Here is a 17443-nt window from a genome sequence, read left to right as displayed (position 1 = left end):
AAGGAAATAGGTAATTTTGTCTCATCCCCATACGGAGATTTCGATTCGTAATTTTTTTAATATATACCTAAACCCTATTCCTATGAAGAGAACCTTTTTACACCTGCTGCTCCTATCGGGCTGCGTGTGTCTGCTTCCCTCCTGCATCGAGGACAAAGCGGAAGACGCCGCACACCGGCTCGTCGTAAGCAAGGTCGATGTGGAGTTGATTCAGACCGGAATGCTGAACACCGGTTCGAAAGCCTCGCTCGACGTACTTGCAAACCGGGGGTATGTCATCACGTCCGACGCCGAATGGCTCGATGTCGATAAACCGACCGGAAAAGGACGCGTTTCCGTAACGCTCGAAGCGAAGCCCAATGAAACCGACAGCGAACGCACCGGGCATCTCACCGTCACGAGCGGAAAACTCTCCGAGCGGGTCACCGTCACGCAGACGCTCGATCCCGATCCCGACGACGGAAATCCCGTGGGATACACCTATTATTCGGAGAATTTCGACTGGATTGCCGTGTATGGCGGCGCCGACTGCGTAGGGCTCGGTTCGCAGGACGGTGCGAAAAACATTTATAGCACCGGCGACGCGCTGCAAAAATTCGGCGAAGCCGGACTCCAAGATTACAACCCCGTGGGCAAAACGATGTACGCCTGCGCCGGATACTTCAAAATGGGAGCGACCGACAAACAGACCGGAATCATTCTGCCGGCCCTGAAAATCGGCCGCAAGAAAGCCTCCAACGTCGAACTCACGTTCGAGACCTGCCCGAATATCGGCGGCTCCGGCAAAGCCGACGCGGTGACCGTCACGGTCGAGATCGTCGAGGGGCCGGGCACGGTCAACGGCAATTCCGACCGCGAAAGCGAGGCCATGAAACCCGACCAGACCTGGAAATGGACGCCGATGAGCGTGAAACTCTACGGCGTGACCGCTGCGACCCGTATCGCCATCCGCTCGACGCAGCAGGGAAATCCCGGCATGACCGCCGGCGAAAAAGGCTATTTCCGCTGGTATCTCGACAACGTGAAGATCGTGAAAGCTCCGCGCAACTAACCGCAATCAACTCAAAATCAGAATGACAATGGATTTCAAATACATGATAATCCGGGCGTCGTCCGCCCTGTTGCTGCTGTCGGGCCCCCTCTTCACGGCCTGCGACGACGACGATCCCGATGCGTTCATCACGGTTTCCAAACAGGAGATCGAAGTGGAATACAACGGTTTGACGGCCAACGGCGAAACGGTCAATTTCGACCTCGGGTCGAACCATGCGTGGCAGGCGACCTACGTCGAGGAGTGGATACATCCGACCCACACGGAGGGAGACCGCGGCCGTACGCGCATCTTCCTTGCGATCGACGAAAACGACACGGGCAAAGACCGCGAAGGCTATGTCATATTCGAGGGCGGCGGTTCGCGGCGAACGGTCGCTGTCACCCAGAAACTCAAAATCGACGCCCTGATGGTCTCCCCGGGCAAACTCACCGTCGTCAGGTCCGGCCTGCTGGAAACGGGCGAGAAAGCCTCGGTCTATATCTCCGCGAACAGCGACTGGACGATCGAGCCCTCCGGGGACAGCGGTTGGATCACTCCCTCGAAAACCTCGGGCAAAGCCGGCGAAGAGGACGTAGAGCTGACGATCGCCCCGAATACGACCGGCGCCGTGCGTACCGGAGCTTTCGTCGTGACCGCCGGGTCGAAGAAGGCGACCGTCACCGTGACCCAGAACCTCGAAGGGCTGAAAGTCTCCGCCGCCTCGTTCAAGGTCAACAAGTTCGGCTTCGCCGACGAGGATCGCACGCCGCTGACCTTCACGATTACCGCCGCCGAAGCATGGACCTCGACGGCCGACGGCTGGCTGACGCTCAGCCCCGCTTCGGGCGACGCGGGCGAAACCGAGGTGACGCTCACCGTCGGCGAGAACGCCACAGGCGCTCCCCGCAGCGGCGAAGTGAAGATCGTCACCGCGCTGACCGGACTCGAAGAGACCGTACATGTCAGCCAGAACGCCAAGGACAATCTGTTCGAGGACGACGGAAAGGAGATCGGGCATGTCTATTACGATGAAACGTTCGAATGGTGCAAGCCGTTCAACAAGGACGACCAGGTAGGCAGCGACGGAGCCAAAACCAGCACCCTGCCCATCTACGGCACGGCCGAGGATCAGAGAGAGGGCAACGTTGCGTTCGTGAAATCGGGACTTAAGGATTATAATCCGGATGGAGAATGTATGTACCTGGCCTCCGATTACCTGAAAATGGGAAAGAAAAACAACCAGACCGGAGTGATCCTGCCGCCTCTCGATGCCGTGGCAGAGGGCTATTGCACAGACGTGGAACTTACGTTCGAAATTTGTCCCAATATCGGTGGCAGCAAGATACCCGATGAAGTCACCGTTTCCGTCGAGATCGTTTCGGGTCCGGGCACCATCGGTGAAGGCGAAGCGAAACTGAGCGACCCGATAACTCCCGAAGGCCGGTATGTGTGGACGCCCGTGAGCATGAAACTTTACCGCATTACGGGCGAAACCCGGATTGCCATCCGCTCCACCCAGCAGAAAGTATCCGGCTACTTCCGCTGGTTCCTCGACGACATCAAAATGACGAAGATCGCAGCCGAATGACCCTGCGGAGACTAATCAATGAAAAACAAGAACACAGATATGAAAAACAGATTTGCAGACAGGGGAAAATCCCATGCAGGGTATTTCTTGCGTTTCGTATTCTGCCTGGTGCTGACGGCGGCCGCGTCGCTGGCGCAGGCCCAGAACCGCAATCAGGTGAGCGGCAAGGTGACCGATAAGGCCGGAGAACCGCTCATCGGCGCCACGGTCGTGGTGGTCGGCACGACGACAGGTGCGACGACGGGGGCCGACGGTCGTTTCACGATCGGGGTTCCCGCCGGAGGCGAACTGAAAATCTCCTACATCGGCTATGTGGAGCAGACCGTCAAGGTCGGCGCGCAGTCGGTGCTCGACATCGTTCTGGAGGAAGACAGCCAGATGCTGAAAGATGTCGTCGTGATCGGCTACGGCACGATGGAGAAGAAGTCGGTGACTTCGTCCATCTCCTCGATCAAGGGCGACGATCTGGTGGCCGGCATGGGCGGCTCGACCATCGCCACGGCGCTTCAGGGCAAGATTCCCGGCCTGACCATTTCGGGCAGCGCCAGCCCCAACAGCAGCAACGACTTCCAGCTGCGCGGCGTGGCTTCGGTCAACGCCAGCAAAGGTCCGCTCGTGATCATCGACGGCATCCCCGGCGGCGACATGCGCGCGCTCAATCAGGAGGACATCGAGTCGGTAGACGTGCTCAAAGACGCCTCGGCAGGCGCCATCTACGGCACGCGCGCCGCCGGCGGTGTGATCCTCGTCACGACCAAACAGGCCCGGCAGGGCCGCGTAACGGCGCGTTATACGGGCGAATTCTCGGTCGAGGCCATCCGCAAGACCCCCGACCTGCTCTCATCAAGCGAGTACGTCGAGTACGGACTCGGCGAGGACTACGGCCACGACACCGACTGGTACAAGGAGCTTACCAACGAGCTTCCGTTTTCGCAGCGCCATTCGGTGAGCATTTCGGGCGGATCGAACGTGGCGCAGGTCTACACCTCCTTCATGGCGCAGAACCAGAAAGGCATCGTCATCGGCGACAACCGCAAGGACTACTCGGGCCGCGTCAACGCCAAGTTCAACCTTTTCGACGGAGTGGTCGAGATCCGCACCAACGCCCAGTTCCGCGAGGCCGAGCGCGACAACCGCAACTCGTCGGACATCTTCAAGATGGCTTTCGGGCTCAACCCGACCATTCCGCTCCACGACCCCGCCAATCCGTCGAACTACAACATCGTCGGCAACGGCATCTCGGGAACGAGCTTCAACCCCGTGGCCGACATCATGCTGCGCACGAACAACGGCAAGGACCAGTGGCTGCTGGCCGATGCGACCGTGAAAATCAACCTGATGAAAGGTCTTTCGTTGCAGGGTACCGTGGGTATCGACAAACGCCAGTACCAGCAGTACACCTACGTTTCGCACGACCACAAGGAGTCGATCGACAACAGCCGCCGCGGCGAAGCGTCGCATAAGTTCAGTAAGGACAACCGGGTCTCGATCGAAGCCTATGCCAACTACCACAAGGTTTTCCGCGAGGACCATACGCTCGACGCGGTTGCCGGTTACAGCTTCTGGCAGGCCGGCGGCGAGGATTTCAGCATGTCGAACTACGACTTCCCGGTCGATGGCGTCGGTCCGTGGGATATGGGCGTGGGTTCGTACCTCTCGGAAGGGCGCGCCTCGATGGACTCGGGCAAAGACCCGCGCGAACGGCTGCTCTCGCTGTTCGGCCGCGCCAACTATTCGTACAGGGACCGCTACATGGTGAGCGCGAGCTTCCGCCGCGAGGGTTCCTCGAAATTCGGCGCGAACAACCGCTGGGGCAACTTCTGGGCCCTTTCCGGAGGCTGGCGCATCTCGAACGAAGCGTTCCTGCGCGACGTGAGGTGGGTCAACGACCTCAAAGTCCGCCTGGGCTACGGCGTCACGGGCAACAACGGCTTCGGAAACGGTTACACGACCCGCATGTACAAGGCCAACGACATGTGGCCGACCAACGGCATCTGGCAGCCCGGCTACGGTTCGGTCCGCAACGTCAACCCCGACCTCAAATGGGAGGAGAAATCGGAGCTGAACTTCGGTCTGGACTTCTCGCTGTTCGACGACCGGCTGTGGGGCAAGTTCGACATCTACCACCGCAAGGTCGATGACATGCTCTACGAAGTCAACGCCCCGATGCCCCCGATGGTGCACGATACGGTGATGAAGAACATCGGCAGTCTGGAAAACAAGGGCTGGGAATTCGAATTGGGCGGCGACATCGTCCGCAGCAAGAATTTCCGCTATACGTCCAGCCTGCGCCTGTCGCATAACAAGAGCAAAATCAAGCGTCTGGGCGACGACGGCTACTTCCTCGACCAGGTGACCTTCCCCTCGCCGGGCAACCCGGGCACGGCCGTGCGCCTGCAAAACGGCGTCGAGATCGGCCAGTTCTTCGTCTACAAGTATGCCGGGCTCGACGAGGACGGCAAGTGGATGATCTACGACAAGAACAACGAGATCGTGCCTGCCGTGGACGGCACCAAGTCGAATCTCGTCGCCGAAAACAAGCACTTCGTGGGCAACGCCATTCCGAAAGTGATCCTTTCGTGGGACCACACGTTCCGCTACAAGAGCTGGGACCTGTCGGTCTTCCTGCGCAGCTGGCTCGACTACGACGTGTTCAGCCAGGTCAACATGTACTACGGACTGGCCAACGATTCGCAGCTCAACGTCCTCAAGTCGGCCTATACGCGCAACCGCAACATCAAGGACGAAAAGATCCTCTGCGACTACTGGATCGACGACGCCTCCTTCCTCAAAATCGACGCCATCAACCTCGGCTACACGCTCGACCTGAAAAGGTGGACGCGCTACATCCAGTCGGCCAAAATCTACCTGACGATCCGCGACGTGGCCGTATTCACCGATTACAACGGCATCAACCCCGAGGTAGACATCAACGGCCTGAACCCCGGTTTCGAGTATGTGAAAAACACGGCGTCGATGTATCCGCAGACGACCCGTTTCACGCTCGGCGTGCAATTAACGTTCTAAACAAAATCAGAGATGAATATGAAATTCAAACATATAGCAGCCGTATTGGCCGGAGCGGCCGCACTCTCCGCGCCTTCCTGCGATCTCAACGAGAAGTTCTATTCGGAGGTGACCCCCGACACGTTCTTCACCTCGCCCGAGAGCACCTATGCCGTGCTGTGCCGCCCCTTCACCCATTGGAAGTGGTACATCGGCGCCGACCGCTGGTACCTCCAGGAACTGACGACCGACGAAATGACCTGTCCCAAACGCGGCGCGGACTGGTACAACGGCGGAGAGTACTACCGCCTGCACTACCACACCTGGTCGCCCGACGACCGTTTCGTCGTGAACACCTACGACGGCACGACGGGCGGCATTTCGCGGGCTCTGGAGGCCAAAGCCGATCTGGAAGGCGTCGATTACAACGCCATCGGGCTCAGCGACGCCGTCAAGGCCGACCACATCAACCAGCTGAACGCCATCACGGCCTATTTTTACATGAAAGGGCTCGACTATTTCGGAGGAATGCCGATTTACCATTCGGTGAACGACGGCCTGCGTCCCCGCAATACGGCGCTCGAAACCTTCCGGCACGTCGAAACGCTGCTCAAAAACGCCATTCCCTCCCTGGCGAAGAAATCTTCGCTCGGAGCCTCGGAGGACGGTTACATCAAGCAGGCTGCCGCTGCGGCGATGCTGGCCCAGCTCTATTTTAACGCCGAAGCGTACATCGGAGAAAAGCATTTCGACGAATGCGCGCAGATCTGCCGCGACATCATCGGCGGTCTTTACGGCGTTTACGAACTGGACGATACGTGGTACGGCCCCCACACCTTCGACAACGACTCTTCGCGCGAGGCGATCTGGAACGTTCCGTCGGAGAACTCGAAGGTCGAGTGGAACTGGTATTTCAAGTATTTCTACCACTATTCGTCCTATGTCTATTTCGACATCGAAACCGCCGGTTACAACGGATTCATCCTGGCGCCTTCGCTCAATCCGCAGGGGAGCTACTATACCCAGTGGAAACTGGGCAGCCCCTACCGCAAGTTCAACGACAAGGACTTGCGCAAGAAGCCTTACCGCTATCTCGGCAACAAGCAATACGAGGGTATGTTTCTCGTCGGCAAGCAGGTCAATTTCGACGATCCGACCAAGGAGTGCCTGGGGCAGAAAGAGTACAGCGGCAAAGTTATCAATATGGTGGATCAGGTAGCCCGCTTCTCGGAGGTGGGCAGCAAATACGGCTCGGTGGCCGAATTGCCTTCGACGATGGCCGACGGCGAGGAGAACTCGGGCATCCGTCTGGTGAAATCCCCGCAGCCCAACCTTGCGGACAAGCAGCTGCGCTGGAATCCCGACTGCCCGGTCATCCGCCTTTCGGAGATTTATTACATGCTGGCCGAATGCGAATTGCGCGCCGGACACAAGAAGGAGGCCGCCGAACTGATCAATCAGGTGCGTGCGCGTAACTTCGAGAACCGCAACGATCCCGATCCCGTGACCGTGGACAACCTCGACGAATACCGCATGCTCGACGAATGGATGATCGAGTTCCTCGGAGAGGGACGCCGCCGCACCGATCTGATCCGCTGGGGCGCGTTCACCTCCGAGTCGTGGTGGGACCACACCCCCTCGAATGACAAGAACATGAACCGCTTCCCGATTCCCAACTCGGCCATATCAGCCAACAACCTGATCAAGCAGAATCCGGGATACGGAGGTACGACCGAAGAGTAGAACGCCGCTTTTCCCCGGATGCCCGAGGGTGTCCGGGGAGAAATCCGGCCTTTTCATAAACCAAACAAAAAAACCGAACAATGATCAAACACCTGTTCAAATACCTGCTGATAGTCCTGCTCGCCGGAGGGTTCACGGCCTGCTCCGAAGACGAAGGCGCCCAAATACTCGGCGGCCTTTACGAAAAGGTTGACATCGCCCCCGAACCCGGCATGAACCTCGTGGGCCGCGTGACCGACGGCAAGAATCCGATCGAAGGCGCGGTCGTGAGCGACGGCTTCACCGTAACGACCACCGATGCGCAGGGGGTCTACCAGATGCGCGTGAAGAAGAGCACTCCGTTCGTGTTCGTCTCGGTGCCCGCCGACTGCGAGATCCCGGTGGAGAACGGCATGCCGAAGATCTATAAGAAGATCGCCTTGGGCGACAACGACGTTGTGCAGCGCAGTTTCACGCTCGAACGCACCGGCAAAAAGGAGCGGTTCACCCTGCTGGCGCTGGCCGACGTGCAGATCGGCCGCGACGACGAGGTCGTGATGCTCGAAAAAGAGGTGCTGCCCCTGCTGGTGCCCTACGTACAGCAGCTGGACAAACCGGTCTACGGCATTTCGCTGGGCGACCTGGTGTGGGACAACATGCCCTTCCACAGCGTCTACAAGGAGCAGATCCGGAAGATCGGCGTACCCGTCTTCCAGGTGATCGGCAACCACGACCACGACAAGGCCATCGGCATGGACACGGAGGCCGACCACAGTTTCCGTGCGGCGTTCGGCCCCACCTATTATTCGTACAACATCGGCGACTGCCACTTCGTCGTGCTCGACGACGTGCTCTACACCGGCTCTTCCAACTACACCGCCGAAATCACCGAGGCGCAGATGGCATGGCTGGAACAGGACCTGAAACACGTGCCCAAAGACAAACTCATCATCATAGGAGTGCATATCGCCACCTCGCGCCGCAACCGCCCCACGAGCCACATCGCCAACTACCGGGAGCTCTACGCCCTGCTCGACGGATACAATGTCCGCATCCTTTCGGGACACTCGCACAACAACTACACCACGACGATCTCCGAAACCATCGAGGAGAACACGCTCGGCGCCGTGATGGGCGCCTACTGGAACGGCGAGGAGCTGTGCAACGACGGCAGCCCCCGCGGCTATGCGGTCTACGAGATCGAGGGCAACCGGATCGCAAACTGGTATTATAAGGGTACGGCCTATCCCAAGGAGTACCAGATGTACCTCTACGGTCCCGGGCAGGCGGTGTCCGAGCAATACCGCGGCGGGCTGATCTTCAACATCTTTAACTGGCACTCCACCTGGACGGTCGAGGTCCGGGAGGACGATGCCGCCTGGACGACCCTGCCCTCCGGATCGAACCTGAAATACGAGATGGACCGCCGGGCCTACGACTTCATGTACGGCGACACCAAACCCGAGCACCGCCCGACGGCCGAACCGGAGACGAACAACGATCACATGTTCTATTACGAACCGTCGTCCGCGACGTGGAGCGAAGTCACGGTAAAGGCGTCCGACCCCTACGGAAACGTCTATACCGAGAGTATCCGGAACGAATAGAACCCATTACGAAGAATCGAATTCCCTCTCCGCATCGTCGGAATGAACGGTGCGGAGAATTTTTCAACTGTTTTTCAATCCATGAAAAAATTTTTCCCGACACTTCTGCTCTTGCTGTGCTGCGGACTTTCGGCCGTTGCACAGCCATCAGGGAATCCGCTCGTCTTCGGAGAGAACCGCCTGACGCTCATCACGCCGACGCTCTTCCGCTTGGAATTCGCCCGCGACGGTAAATTCATCGACGATCCCACGATCTTCGCCTACGACCGTTCGAACCTGCTTCCCGCGGACCGGTTCGAGGTGCGGGCGCTGGGCGGCGACCGCTACGAGATCACGACCGAGGCCCTGCGTATCGTCTACGAGCACGACGGCTTCCCGTTCGGACTGCACAACTTCGCGGCCTACTACAAGCTCAACGGCAAGGAAAAGAAGTTCACCAACCGCTGCATCTTCCGCAACAACCTCGGCGGCCCGGTCGAAACCCTCGACCGCGTCACCGGTGAAATCCCCATGCAGGACGGGTTGCTGAGCCGCGACGGCTGGTACGTGATCGACGACGAGCGCTCCGACCTGCTGGTCGATGGATGGCTCCGGCCGCGCGACACCCGCAGCCATGTGCAGGACCAGTACTGCTTCGTCTACGGCAACGACTACAAGGCCGCGCTGGCCGACCTGGGAGCCATCGGCGGACGGGTTCCGATGACCCGCAAATACATCCACGGCGTCTGGTACTGCCGCTACTGGGACTACACCTCCGAGGAGTTCCTCTCGATCATCGACGGCTACGAGCAGAACGACTTTCCGCTCGACAACCTCGTCTTCGACATGGGCTGGCACACCTACACGGCCCGAACCGGCACCGGTCATGCCGGCAGCCGCAGCTGGACGGGCTATACCTGGGAGCGCGAACGCATTCCCGATCCCGAAGCGCTGATCGCCGAGGTGCACCGCCGCGGCGTGACCGTATCGCTCAACGACCATCCGCACGACGGCATCCGTCCCCACGAGGAGATGTACGGCGCCTTTATGAAGGATATGGGGGCCGATCCGGCCAAACCGCTCCTTTTCGACCTGGGCGACCGCAAATACATGGAGACCTTCTTCAAACACGCCCATCACACTACCGAGGATATGGGCGTTGATTTCTGGTGGCTCGACTGGCAGCAGAACTACCTCTATCCCGAGGTGCGGGGATACCGTTCCACCTCGTTGCAGTGGATCAACGAACTTTACTACCGCGAAACGGAGCGGAAAGGGCTGCGCGGCGCGGGTTACAGCCGTTGGGCCGGGTGGGGCGACCACCGCCATCCCATCCAGTTCTCGGGCGACGCGCAGGCCAACTGGGAGATGCTGGCTTTCGAGGTCAAGCTCACGGCCGCCAGCGGCAATGCAGGCTGCTACTACTGGGCGCACGACATCGGCGGATTCCGCGGCGACCCCAATCCCGAACTTACCGTGCGCTGGACGCAGTTCGGAGCCTTGTCGGCCGCCCTGCGCGTGCACTCGACCAAGGATGCGCGGCTCGACCGCCGTCCGTGGATCAGCGGCGAACGCGAAACCGCCGCCATGCGCCGCATGTACCACATGCGCTCGGAGCTGATGCCCTACGTTTACAGCAGCGTCTGGCAGACCCATTCGACGATGGTGCCGCTGAACCGCCCGATGTATATCGAATACGGCGGCGACGAACGCGCATACTGCAACGAGCAGGAGTTCCTTTTCGGGGACCTGCTGCTCGCCGCCCCCATCGCCTCGCCCGGCACGGGCCCCGACAAGGTCGCGTCGCAGCGGGTGTGGTTCCCCGGAGAGGATGTCTGGTACGACTTCTTCACCCACGAACGCTTCGACGGCGGCCGGGAGTGCGAAATATCCAAGCCGCTCGAAGAGTTTCCGCTCTACGTCCGGGGAGGCTGGGTACTGCCCATGCAGCCCTATACGCCGCGGCCGGCCTCGACGCCGCTCACGACGCTCGTCATGCGCGTCTACCCCTCGGCCGGCGATGCCGACAACACCTATACGCTCTACGAGGACGACGGAGTGACCCGCGATTACGAACGGGGTGCGTATGCGACCACGCAGCTCAATTACCGCCGGACGGGGCGGGTGACGACCGTAACGGTCCGTCCCACCGCAGGCTCTTACGAAGGTCAGGTCGTCAAACGCGCCTACCGGCTTCAGCTCCCCGCCGCCGGGAAGATCGAAAAAGCGAAGGTCGGGGGCCGCAGCGTGAAGCCCGTGTTCGATGAAAAGCTGAAATGCCGTGTGATAGAGGTCCCCGCGACCGACATCCGCCGGGAGGTGAAGATCGAAATCATCGTTTGATCCGACCCCGGAGAGCGAAACGTGCGACGAATCTCCGCCGGGAAACGGTGCGGGATTCGTCTTTTTTTATAAATTTGTCTATAAACCCGAACCGATGAAGACTTTTCCGCCATATATCGCCTGCGCTCTCTGCCTTGCCGGACTCGTCGCCTGCCGCCAGAGCGAAACGGAATTGTTGCTGGCCGAACTGGACCGTACCATCGAAAACAAGGCCGTTTACACCGAGCGTTTCAACCTCCGCGCCGATTCGCTGCGCCGGGCGCTGCGGGACGCCGGCGACGACACGCGGCGCTGGCAGACCGCGAACCGGCTTTTCGACGCCTACATCACCTACAATATCGACACGGCCGCCCGTTACGTCGCCCTGATGTACGACCTTGCCGAGCACACGGGCCGCCGGGACATGAAGTTTCTGTCCACCACCTGCGACATATCCGTCCTGATCGGCCGCAACAACATCGAAGACGCCTACGACCGGATTCGGTCGCTCGACACCGCAGGCATCACCAAGCGGATGCGTGCGAGCTACTACACTCAGCAGATGGTCGTCTACGGGCGTCTCGCCTCGCAGAACACCTCCGAATCCCGCAGCAGGGCCTATGCCGACACGCTCGCCCGGATACGGCGCGTGCGCATCGGCTTCGACGGACACTCGTACGTCACACGCCAACGGCTGCGGGCCATCGACCTGCTGTCGCAGCAGCGTTGCGACGAGGCGCTCGATGTGCTGCTGCCGCTTTACAATCCCCGGCAGAGTTCGCGGACACTGGCCCGCGTGGCGTACAACATAGCCAACGTATACGAAACCCTCGGCGACCGCGAGCAGCGCAAATACTGGCTCGCCCGCGCCGCGGTAAACGACCTGCGAACCCCCGTCAGGGAGTACCTCTCCCTGTACGAACTGGCGCTGATGATGTTCGAGGAGAAGGACATGGAGCGTGCGGCCCGCTATATTCAGTGCACGGTCGCCGATATGCTTTCGTGCAACTACAACACGCGCATCTTCCATTCGAGCCAGGCCGAGATGATCATCAATCAGGCCGTGGTTTACAGCATCAACTCCCGCAGCCGCATCCTGACGGTCATGGTCAGCGTTTTCCTGCTTCTGCTGGTGATCATAGCCCTGCTGCTGTTCCACACGCAGCGCCAGCACCTGCGGCTGAGGCGCAACACCTCCCTGATTTACGAAGTCAACAGGCGGCTTCACGAACGCAACGAACAGTTCCGGATCGTGAACGACCGTCTGCGCGACGCCAACAAGATCAAGGACAGTTATGTGTTCCGCTACATGCAGCTCGCCTCGCATTACATCGGCCGGGTTGACGAATACCGGATGGAATTGCGAAAAACCGCCAAAACCGACGGTACGGAGGCCCTGATGCGCAAACTGCGGTCGCCTTCGGATGTGGACCGCAATTACCGCGACTTCTACCGCATCTTCGACGAAACGTTCCTCGGCATCTTCCCCGACTTCGTAGAGCGGGTCAACGAGCTGCTCGAAGAGCCGGCACGTTTTCCGGTGCGTTCGGACGGGGCTCTTTCGACCGAACTGCGCATCCTGGCCGTCATGCGGCTGGGGATCACCGACAGCGGTTGCATCGCCAGTTTTCTGAACTGCGCTTCTGCAACGGTTTATACTTATCGCACCAAACTCCGCAATTCGGCGCTCGGCTCGCGCAGCGATTTCGAAAGGAAGATCCAGCATATCGGCCTCTGACGGAATATATTCGGCGGAATGGCCGGCGATTCACCGACAGCCAGCTACGGAGGCGACGAATCACCCGAAAGCGGGCCATGCACCGCCCCTGTCACCCGACAATGCGGCACTCTCCGGGAATCCCGAGAACCCCAAAGTCCCGAATCGGTCGGCCGGAATCTTTCGCCTCCGGCTTCTTCACGACACGCCCCGGGTCCATCTGCCCCGCCGGTCAGGACTTCTGCTGCGGAGCATGCAGCTGGCTGTATTCCTTCGGGGTCATGCCGTAAGCCTCCTGAAAATACTTTGTGAACCGGTACTGGTTATTCATCCCCACCTCGACCATCACTTCGCTGACACGCATGCCTCCCGAAGCAAGCAGCTGGGCCGCACGCTTGATGCGGATGTCGCGGATGATCTCCGAGACGGTGCGCCCGCCCGCAATGCGCTGCATACGGCGGTAAAGCTGCATACGGCTCATATGCAGTTCGCCCGCCAGATACTCGATGTCGAAAAGCGGGTTCTGAATATTGGCCTCCACTACGGCGCTCAGACGGCGCAGCAGCTGTTCGTCGTCCGAAGGCAGTTCGACGGCCGTGGGCTCGGTAATGGTCTCGGTTCTGAGCTTACGGGCGAAGTGTTCGCGCGAACTGAGCAGATTGCGGATGCGGAAAATCAGGTTCTCGGCTTCGAACGGCTTGATGATATACTCCTGAGCCCCGGCGGTCAGGGCTTCGCGGATCGACTGCTGATCCTCCTTGACGCTGTGGACGATGATCGGGATGAAATTGGTGCGGGGATTCTCCTTCATCCGGCGGGTGAACTCGATGCCGTCCATCACGGGCATCATCAGGTCGCTGATGACCACGTCGGGTTTCAGTTTCTGCGCCAGCGCCAGCCCCGCCCCGCCGTCGGGAGCCACGGCTATCCGGAAATGCTCTTTCAGGCAGCTCTCGATGTAAGCGCTCATGTCGGCATTGTCTTCGACGATCAGCACCAGATATTTCCTCCCATCAGTCCCGGATTCCGCCGGCTCCTCTCCGGTCCGGGACTGCGGAGATTCGCCGAGCTCGGAAACCTGTTCATCAGAATAACAACTGCGGTCGATGGGAAAGCGAACCGTGAAAACAGAGCCCTTGCCCTCCTCGCTGCCGACCGTGATCTCGCCCGCATGGAGTTCGATCAGCGCCTTTGAAAACGACAGTCCCACGCCGCTGCTCACACCGTTCAGAGGCGTCCCGTGAAAAAAAAGGTCGAAGATCCGGTGCATGTCCGCAGCCGGAATGCCGACCCCGGAATCCTGTACCGCAATCACGGCATAATGAACCCGGTCGTGCTGCTCGACAGCCAGCCGGACATGGATATCGCCCTGCTCGGGTGTGAATTTATAGGCGTTGGAGATCAGATTCTGAAGCACCTTTTCTATCTTATCGCGGTCGAACCACGCATCCGGAATTTCCTTGGGCGCCTCAAAGTGCATCATGATCCCGGTCTGTTCGCTCATGCTCCCGAACGAGTGCACCACCTCACGGACAGTGTAGGCCAGATCGTAGCGCGACACTTTCAGCGGCAGGTTCTGGGCCGAAACCTTGCGGATTTCAAGCAGCTGGTTGATCAGTTTCAGCAGTTTGTTGACGTTCCGGCGAATCAGCCCCAGCCGGAAACCGACGTATTCGCCGAGGTCCGTACGCTCCTCCAGGTCTTTGAGCGGTGCAGTGATGAGCGCCAGCGGCGTGCGGAGTTCGTGGGTGATATTCGTGTAGAAGCTGAGCTTCATTTCGGAAAGTTCACGGGTCTTCTCCTGCTCGATCTGCTGCATGAAGAGTTTGCGGCGCCAGCGCTGACGCGACACCAGATAGAATATCCCGGCAAAAACCACCGCAGCCGCAGCAAAGACATAGAGCAGATAGGCCCACCAGGTCGCCCAAGGCGCCGGATGCACGACGATCTCCAACGAACGCTCCCGGTCGCTCCAAACCTCGTCGCTGTTCGACGAGGCGAGCCGGAAGCGGTAATGTCCCGCCGGAAGCCGTGTGTAGGCAGCGAAACGCTGCCCGGCCCCGACCACCGTCCAATCGGGGTCGTATCCTTCCAGCCGATAACGGAAGAGGTTCTTGGCAGGATTGACATACTGGTCGGAGGTGAATTCGAGCGTGAAGTTACTCTGCCGATACCCCAGTTCCAGCCTCCGGGTCCGGTTCAGGGGTTCCCGGAGCAGGACGCGTCCGTCGTACTCCCCGCCGGGTACGACCCGCTGCCCGAACACCTTCAATCCGGTGAACATCGGTTCCCCGGGATAGGGATCGGTCCGGAAATCGGACGGATTGAAATAGTTGATGCCGTTGATGCCGCCCACGAACAGCCAGCCGTTGTCCGACACGGCAGCCCCCTCGGTCCAGGTATTGCTTTGCAAACCGTCATCGCTCACATAACGCTTTACGCGCCCCGTAGCGGGCTGGTAGCGATAGAGCCCCTGACTGCCGTTGAGCCACAGGTCGCCGGCGAGGTCTTCCGTGATGGCCAGTATCTTGGCGTCTTCGAGCTCCGGCGAGTGGATATGCTCCACCGCACGGATCTCTCCGCCGTCCACCGTCATCCGGTTCAGTCCGGCGTCGGTTCCCACCCAAAGCGTTCCGTCACGGGTCATACGCAGACACCAGACATGGTTGTCGCTCAGGGCGAACGGCGCGGAATCCTGCCGCACGACCTCGACCTCGATACCGGAGCCGGAGTCCGTATAGCGAATTTTCGAAAGTCCGCTTTCCGCGGACCCGGCCCAGACCAGTCCGTTTTTCGCATCGGCCAGCAGCGAATAGACGGAATTCGATGCCAGCCCGTGCGCAGCCGTATAGGTAACGGTGCGCCCGCTGCGGACATCGTAACGAATCAGTCCGTCCATCGTGGCGATCCAGATGTCGCCGCAACCGTCCTCGCACAGATCGAGGAAATAACGATAACGGCGGGAAACGTCTTCGGGAATTCCCGGCAAGTGCAGCAGACGTTTCCGGAAACCGCCTCCGGGCAGTTCATCCAACCGATAGACCCCCTCCTGGGCGGCTACCCAGAGAGTTCCTCCGGCAGTTTGCAGAATGCGCGACACGGAATTGCGCGTGACCGCCGCGGCAAGATCCTCCAAACGGCCCGTACGGAAATCGTAACGGTAGGTCGAACCTTTGAAAGTATTGGCCCACAGCCGTCCCCGGTCATCAATGAACAGCGTGTTGACATGACTCCCGTCATACCCCAGTTCGGTGTAGCGGCGCCCGACGAGCGGTTTGAAAGTATAGAACTCCGGGGCTGCGGTCGGCGCATAGTTCACCCCGCGGCGCGTCCCGACCCAAAGCACCCCCGAACGGTCGATGCAGAGGCAGGAAACATCGTTATCGCTGATGCGCCCGAAAAAATCGGACTTGGCATAGTGTTCCGCCGAAACCACCCGATACTGGGCATCGAACCCGAGGGAGTAAACGCCCTCCGTATCGCAGCCCACCCAAAGATGATCCTCCCGGTCGCGGACGGTGCAGACCGCCTGGAAACGGACGCCCGACGGCAGCCGGAGGTCGGTGAAGCGTTCACCGTCCGTACTCACCGAAATACCCCGGTCATGGCTCACCCAAAGCACGCCCCACCGGTCGCACTCCACGAAACGCACCGCACCGCCCGGAATACCGCCGATCAGCCGCACCGCCCGGCTTTTGCGACCGTCGCGGCCGCAAAGGTACAATCCCTGCGAGGTGCCGATCCAGACGTTTCCCCGGCCGTCTTCGGTGATGTCGCTGACATCGAGAGCCTCCAGTCCGCCAGCCGCCACAAAAGAGTAATCGCCTTTTCCGTCGGGGCTTGCGACGACCACCCCTTTCTCATGGCCGATCCAGACATCGCCCGCCGAATCTTCGCAGATGGCACGGACCTTCCGCAAATCGACGCCCCGGAGCCTTTCCGCATAATCGGTATAGCTGTCGGTGCCGGGATCGTAACGCATCACACCTCCGTCGAGCCCGATCCAGATCGTGCTGTCGGCAGCTTCGCTGAGACATACGATACGGTTGTTGGCCAACCCTCCGCGGCGTTTGGCCGAATGGCGCACGGGCCGGATGGCGTAGCCGTCGAAAAAGTTGAGCCCGTCGTAAGTGCCGATGAGCATCCGTCCGTCGGAGGACTGCAAAATCGAGGTCACAGAGTTCTGCGACAGACCGTCGTTCACGCTCAGGTACTTGAACGCGAGCCGGGTGTCGGTATCGGGAGCCAGCTCGCCGGCTGCGAGCGGCGCGGAAGTCAGAAAGGCCGCAAAAAGGGCCGCGAAGAAGATGTTTTTCATATTTACAGGCGAGGCTTACAAGACAAAAATAACAAACATATCGGGAAAACGACTATCTTTATTTCGAAGAAAACAGCTCCGACCCCGGCCGGGATTCGTCCTGCGGCGGCGATGCAACAAAAGAACAGTTTAATGTTACAATTTGAATAAA

At 59.8% G+C, this 17443-nt stretch carries 8 protein-coding genes; 7 read left to right on the top strand and 1 reads right to left on the bottom strand.

Features of this window, described 5'->3' with window-relative positions; all coding sequences use genetic code 11:
• Positions 1-82 precede the first annotated feature (82 nt).
• From WMO46_RS00345 to WMO46_RS00315, 7 genes are all read left to right on the top strand, one after another.
• Positions 83-1051: a BACON domain-containing protein gene (locus WMO46_RS00345; protein ID WP_349093569.1), complete on the top strand. Its 969-nt coding sequence runs from the start codon at positions 83-85 to the stop codon at positions 1049-1051.
• 28 nt (positions 1052-1079) lie between these two features.
• On the top strand, positions 1080-2621 hold the full coding sequence (locus WMO46_RS00340) for a BACON domain-containing protein (protein WP_349093568.1): 1542 nt from the start codon (positions 1080-1082) through the stop codon (positions 2619-2621).
• 39 nt (positions 2622-2660) lie between these two features.
• A complete protein-coding gene (locus WMO46_RS00335; protein ID WP_349093567.1) occupies positions 2661-5648 on the top strand; it encodes a SusC/RagA family TonB-linked outer membrane protein in 2988 nt (995 codons plus the stop codon).
• 12 nt (positions 5649-5660) lie between these two features.
• Positions 5661-7370: a RagB/SusD family nutrient uptake outer membrane protein gene (locus tag WMO46_RS00330; protein ID WP_410520071.1), complete on the top strand. Its 1710-nt coding sequence runs from the start codon at positions 5661-5663 to the stop codon at positions 7368-7370.
• Positions 7371-7450: 80 nt separating this feature from the next.
• Positions 7451-8956 (top strand): calcineurin-like phosphoesterase C-terminal domain-containing protein, encoded by a 1506-nt coding sequence (locus WMO46_RS00325; RefSeq protein WP_019152022.1) that lies wholly within the window; start codon positions 7451-7453, stop codon positions 8954-8956.
• Between the two features lie 81 nt (positions 8957-9037).
• Entirely contained in the window at positions 9038-11278 is a 2241-nt protein-coding gene (locus WMO46_RS00320; RefSeq protein ID WP_278964809.1) for a glycoside hydrolase family 31 protein, read from the top strand.
• Between the two features lie 94 nt (positions 11279-11372).
• Positions 11373-12995 (top strand): DUF6377 domain-containing protein, encoded by a 1623-nt coding sequence (locus tag WMO46_RS00315; RefSeq protein WP_288660380.1) that lies wholly within the window; start codon positions 11373-11375, stop codon positions 12993-12995.
• A gap of 211 nt (positions 12996-13206) precedes the next feature.
• Here the strand turns inward: WMO46_RS00315 and WMO46_RS00310 are convergent, their stop codons facing one another.
• Complete coding sequence (locus tag WMO46_RS00310) at positions 13207-17292, bottom strand: hybrid sensor histidine kinase/response regulator transcription factor (RefSeq protein ID WP_276759938.1); 4086 nt, start codon at positions 17290-17292, stop codon at positions 13207-13209.
• Positions 17293-17443: the final 151 nt, after the last annotated feature.

Source organism: Alistipes intestinihominis, from assembly GCF_040095975.1.
Classification (GTDB): domain Bacteria; phylum Bacteroidota; class Bacteroidia; order Bacteroidales; family Rikenellaceae; genus Alistipes; species Alistipes senegalensis.
This window is presented reverse-complemented; position numbering and strand designations above follow the sequence as displayed.

What these genes read in the sequence shown, in the direction of transcription:
- WMO46_RS00345 (WP_349093569.1), top strand. Translation starts at nt 83, where the DNA reads ATGAAGAGAACCTTTTTACACCTGCTGCTCCTATCGGGCTGCGTGTGT.
- WMO46_RS00340 (WP_349093568.1), top strand. Translation starts at nt 1,080, where the DNA reads ATGGATTTCAAATACATGATAATCCGGGCGTCGTCCGCCCTGTTGCTG.
- WMO46_RS00335 (WP_349093567.1), top strand. Translation starts at nt 2,661, where the DNA reads ATGAAAAACAGATTTGCAGACAGGGGAAAATCCCATGCAGGGTATTTC.
- WMO46_RS00330 (WP_410520071.1), top strand. Translation starts at nt 5,661, where the DNA reads ATGAATATGAAATTCAAACATATAGCAGCCGTATTGGCCGGAGCGGCC.
- WMO46_RS00325 (WP_019152022.1), top strand. Translation starts at nt 7,451, where the DNA reads ATGATCAAACACCTGTTCAAATACCTGCTGATAGTCCTGCTCGCCGGA.
- WMO46_RS00320 (WP_278964809.1), top strand. Translation starts at nt 9,038, where the DNA reads ATGAAAAAATTTTTCCCGACACTTCTGCTCTTGCTGTGCTGCGGACTT.
- WMO46_RS00315 (WP_288660380.1), top strand. Translation starts at nt 11,373, where the DNA reads ATGAAGACTTTTCCGCCATATATCGCCTGCGCTCTCTGCCTTGCCGGA.
- WMO46_RS00310 (WP_276759938.1), bottom strand. Translation starts at nt 17,292, where the DNA reads ATGAAAAACATCTTCTTCGCGGCCCTTTTTGCGGCCTTTCTGACTTCC.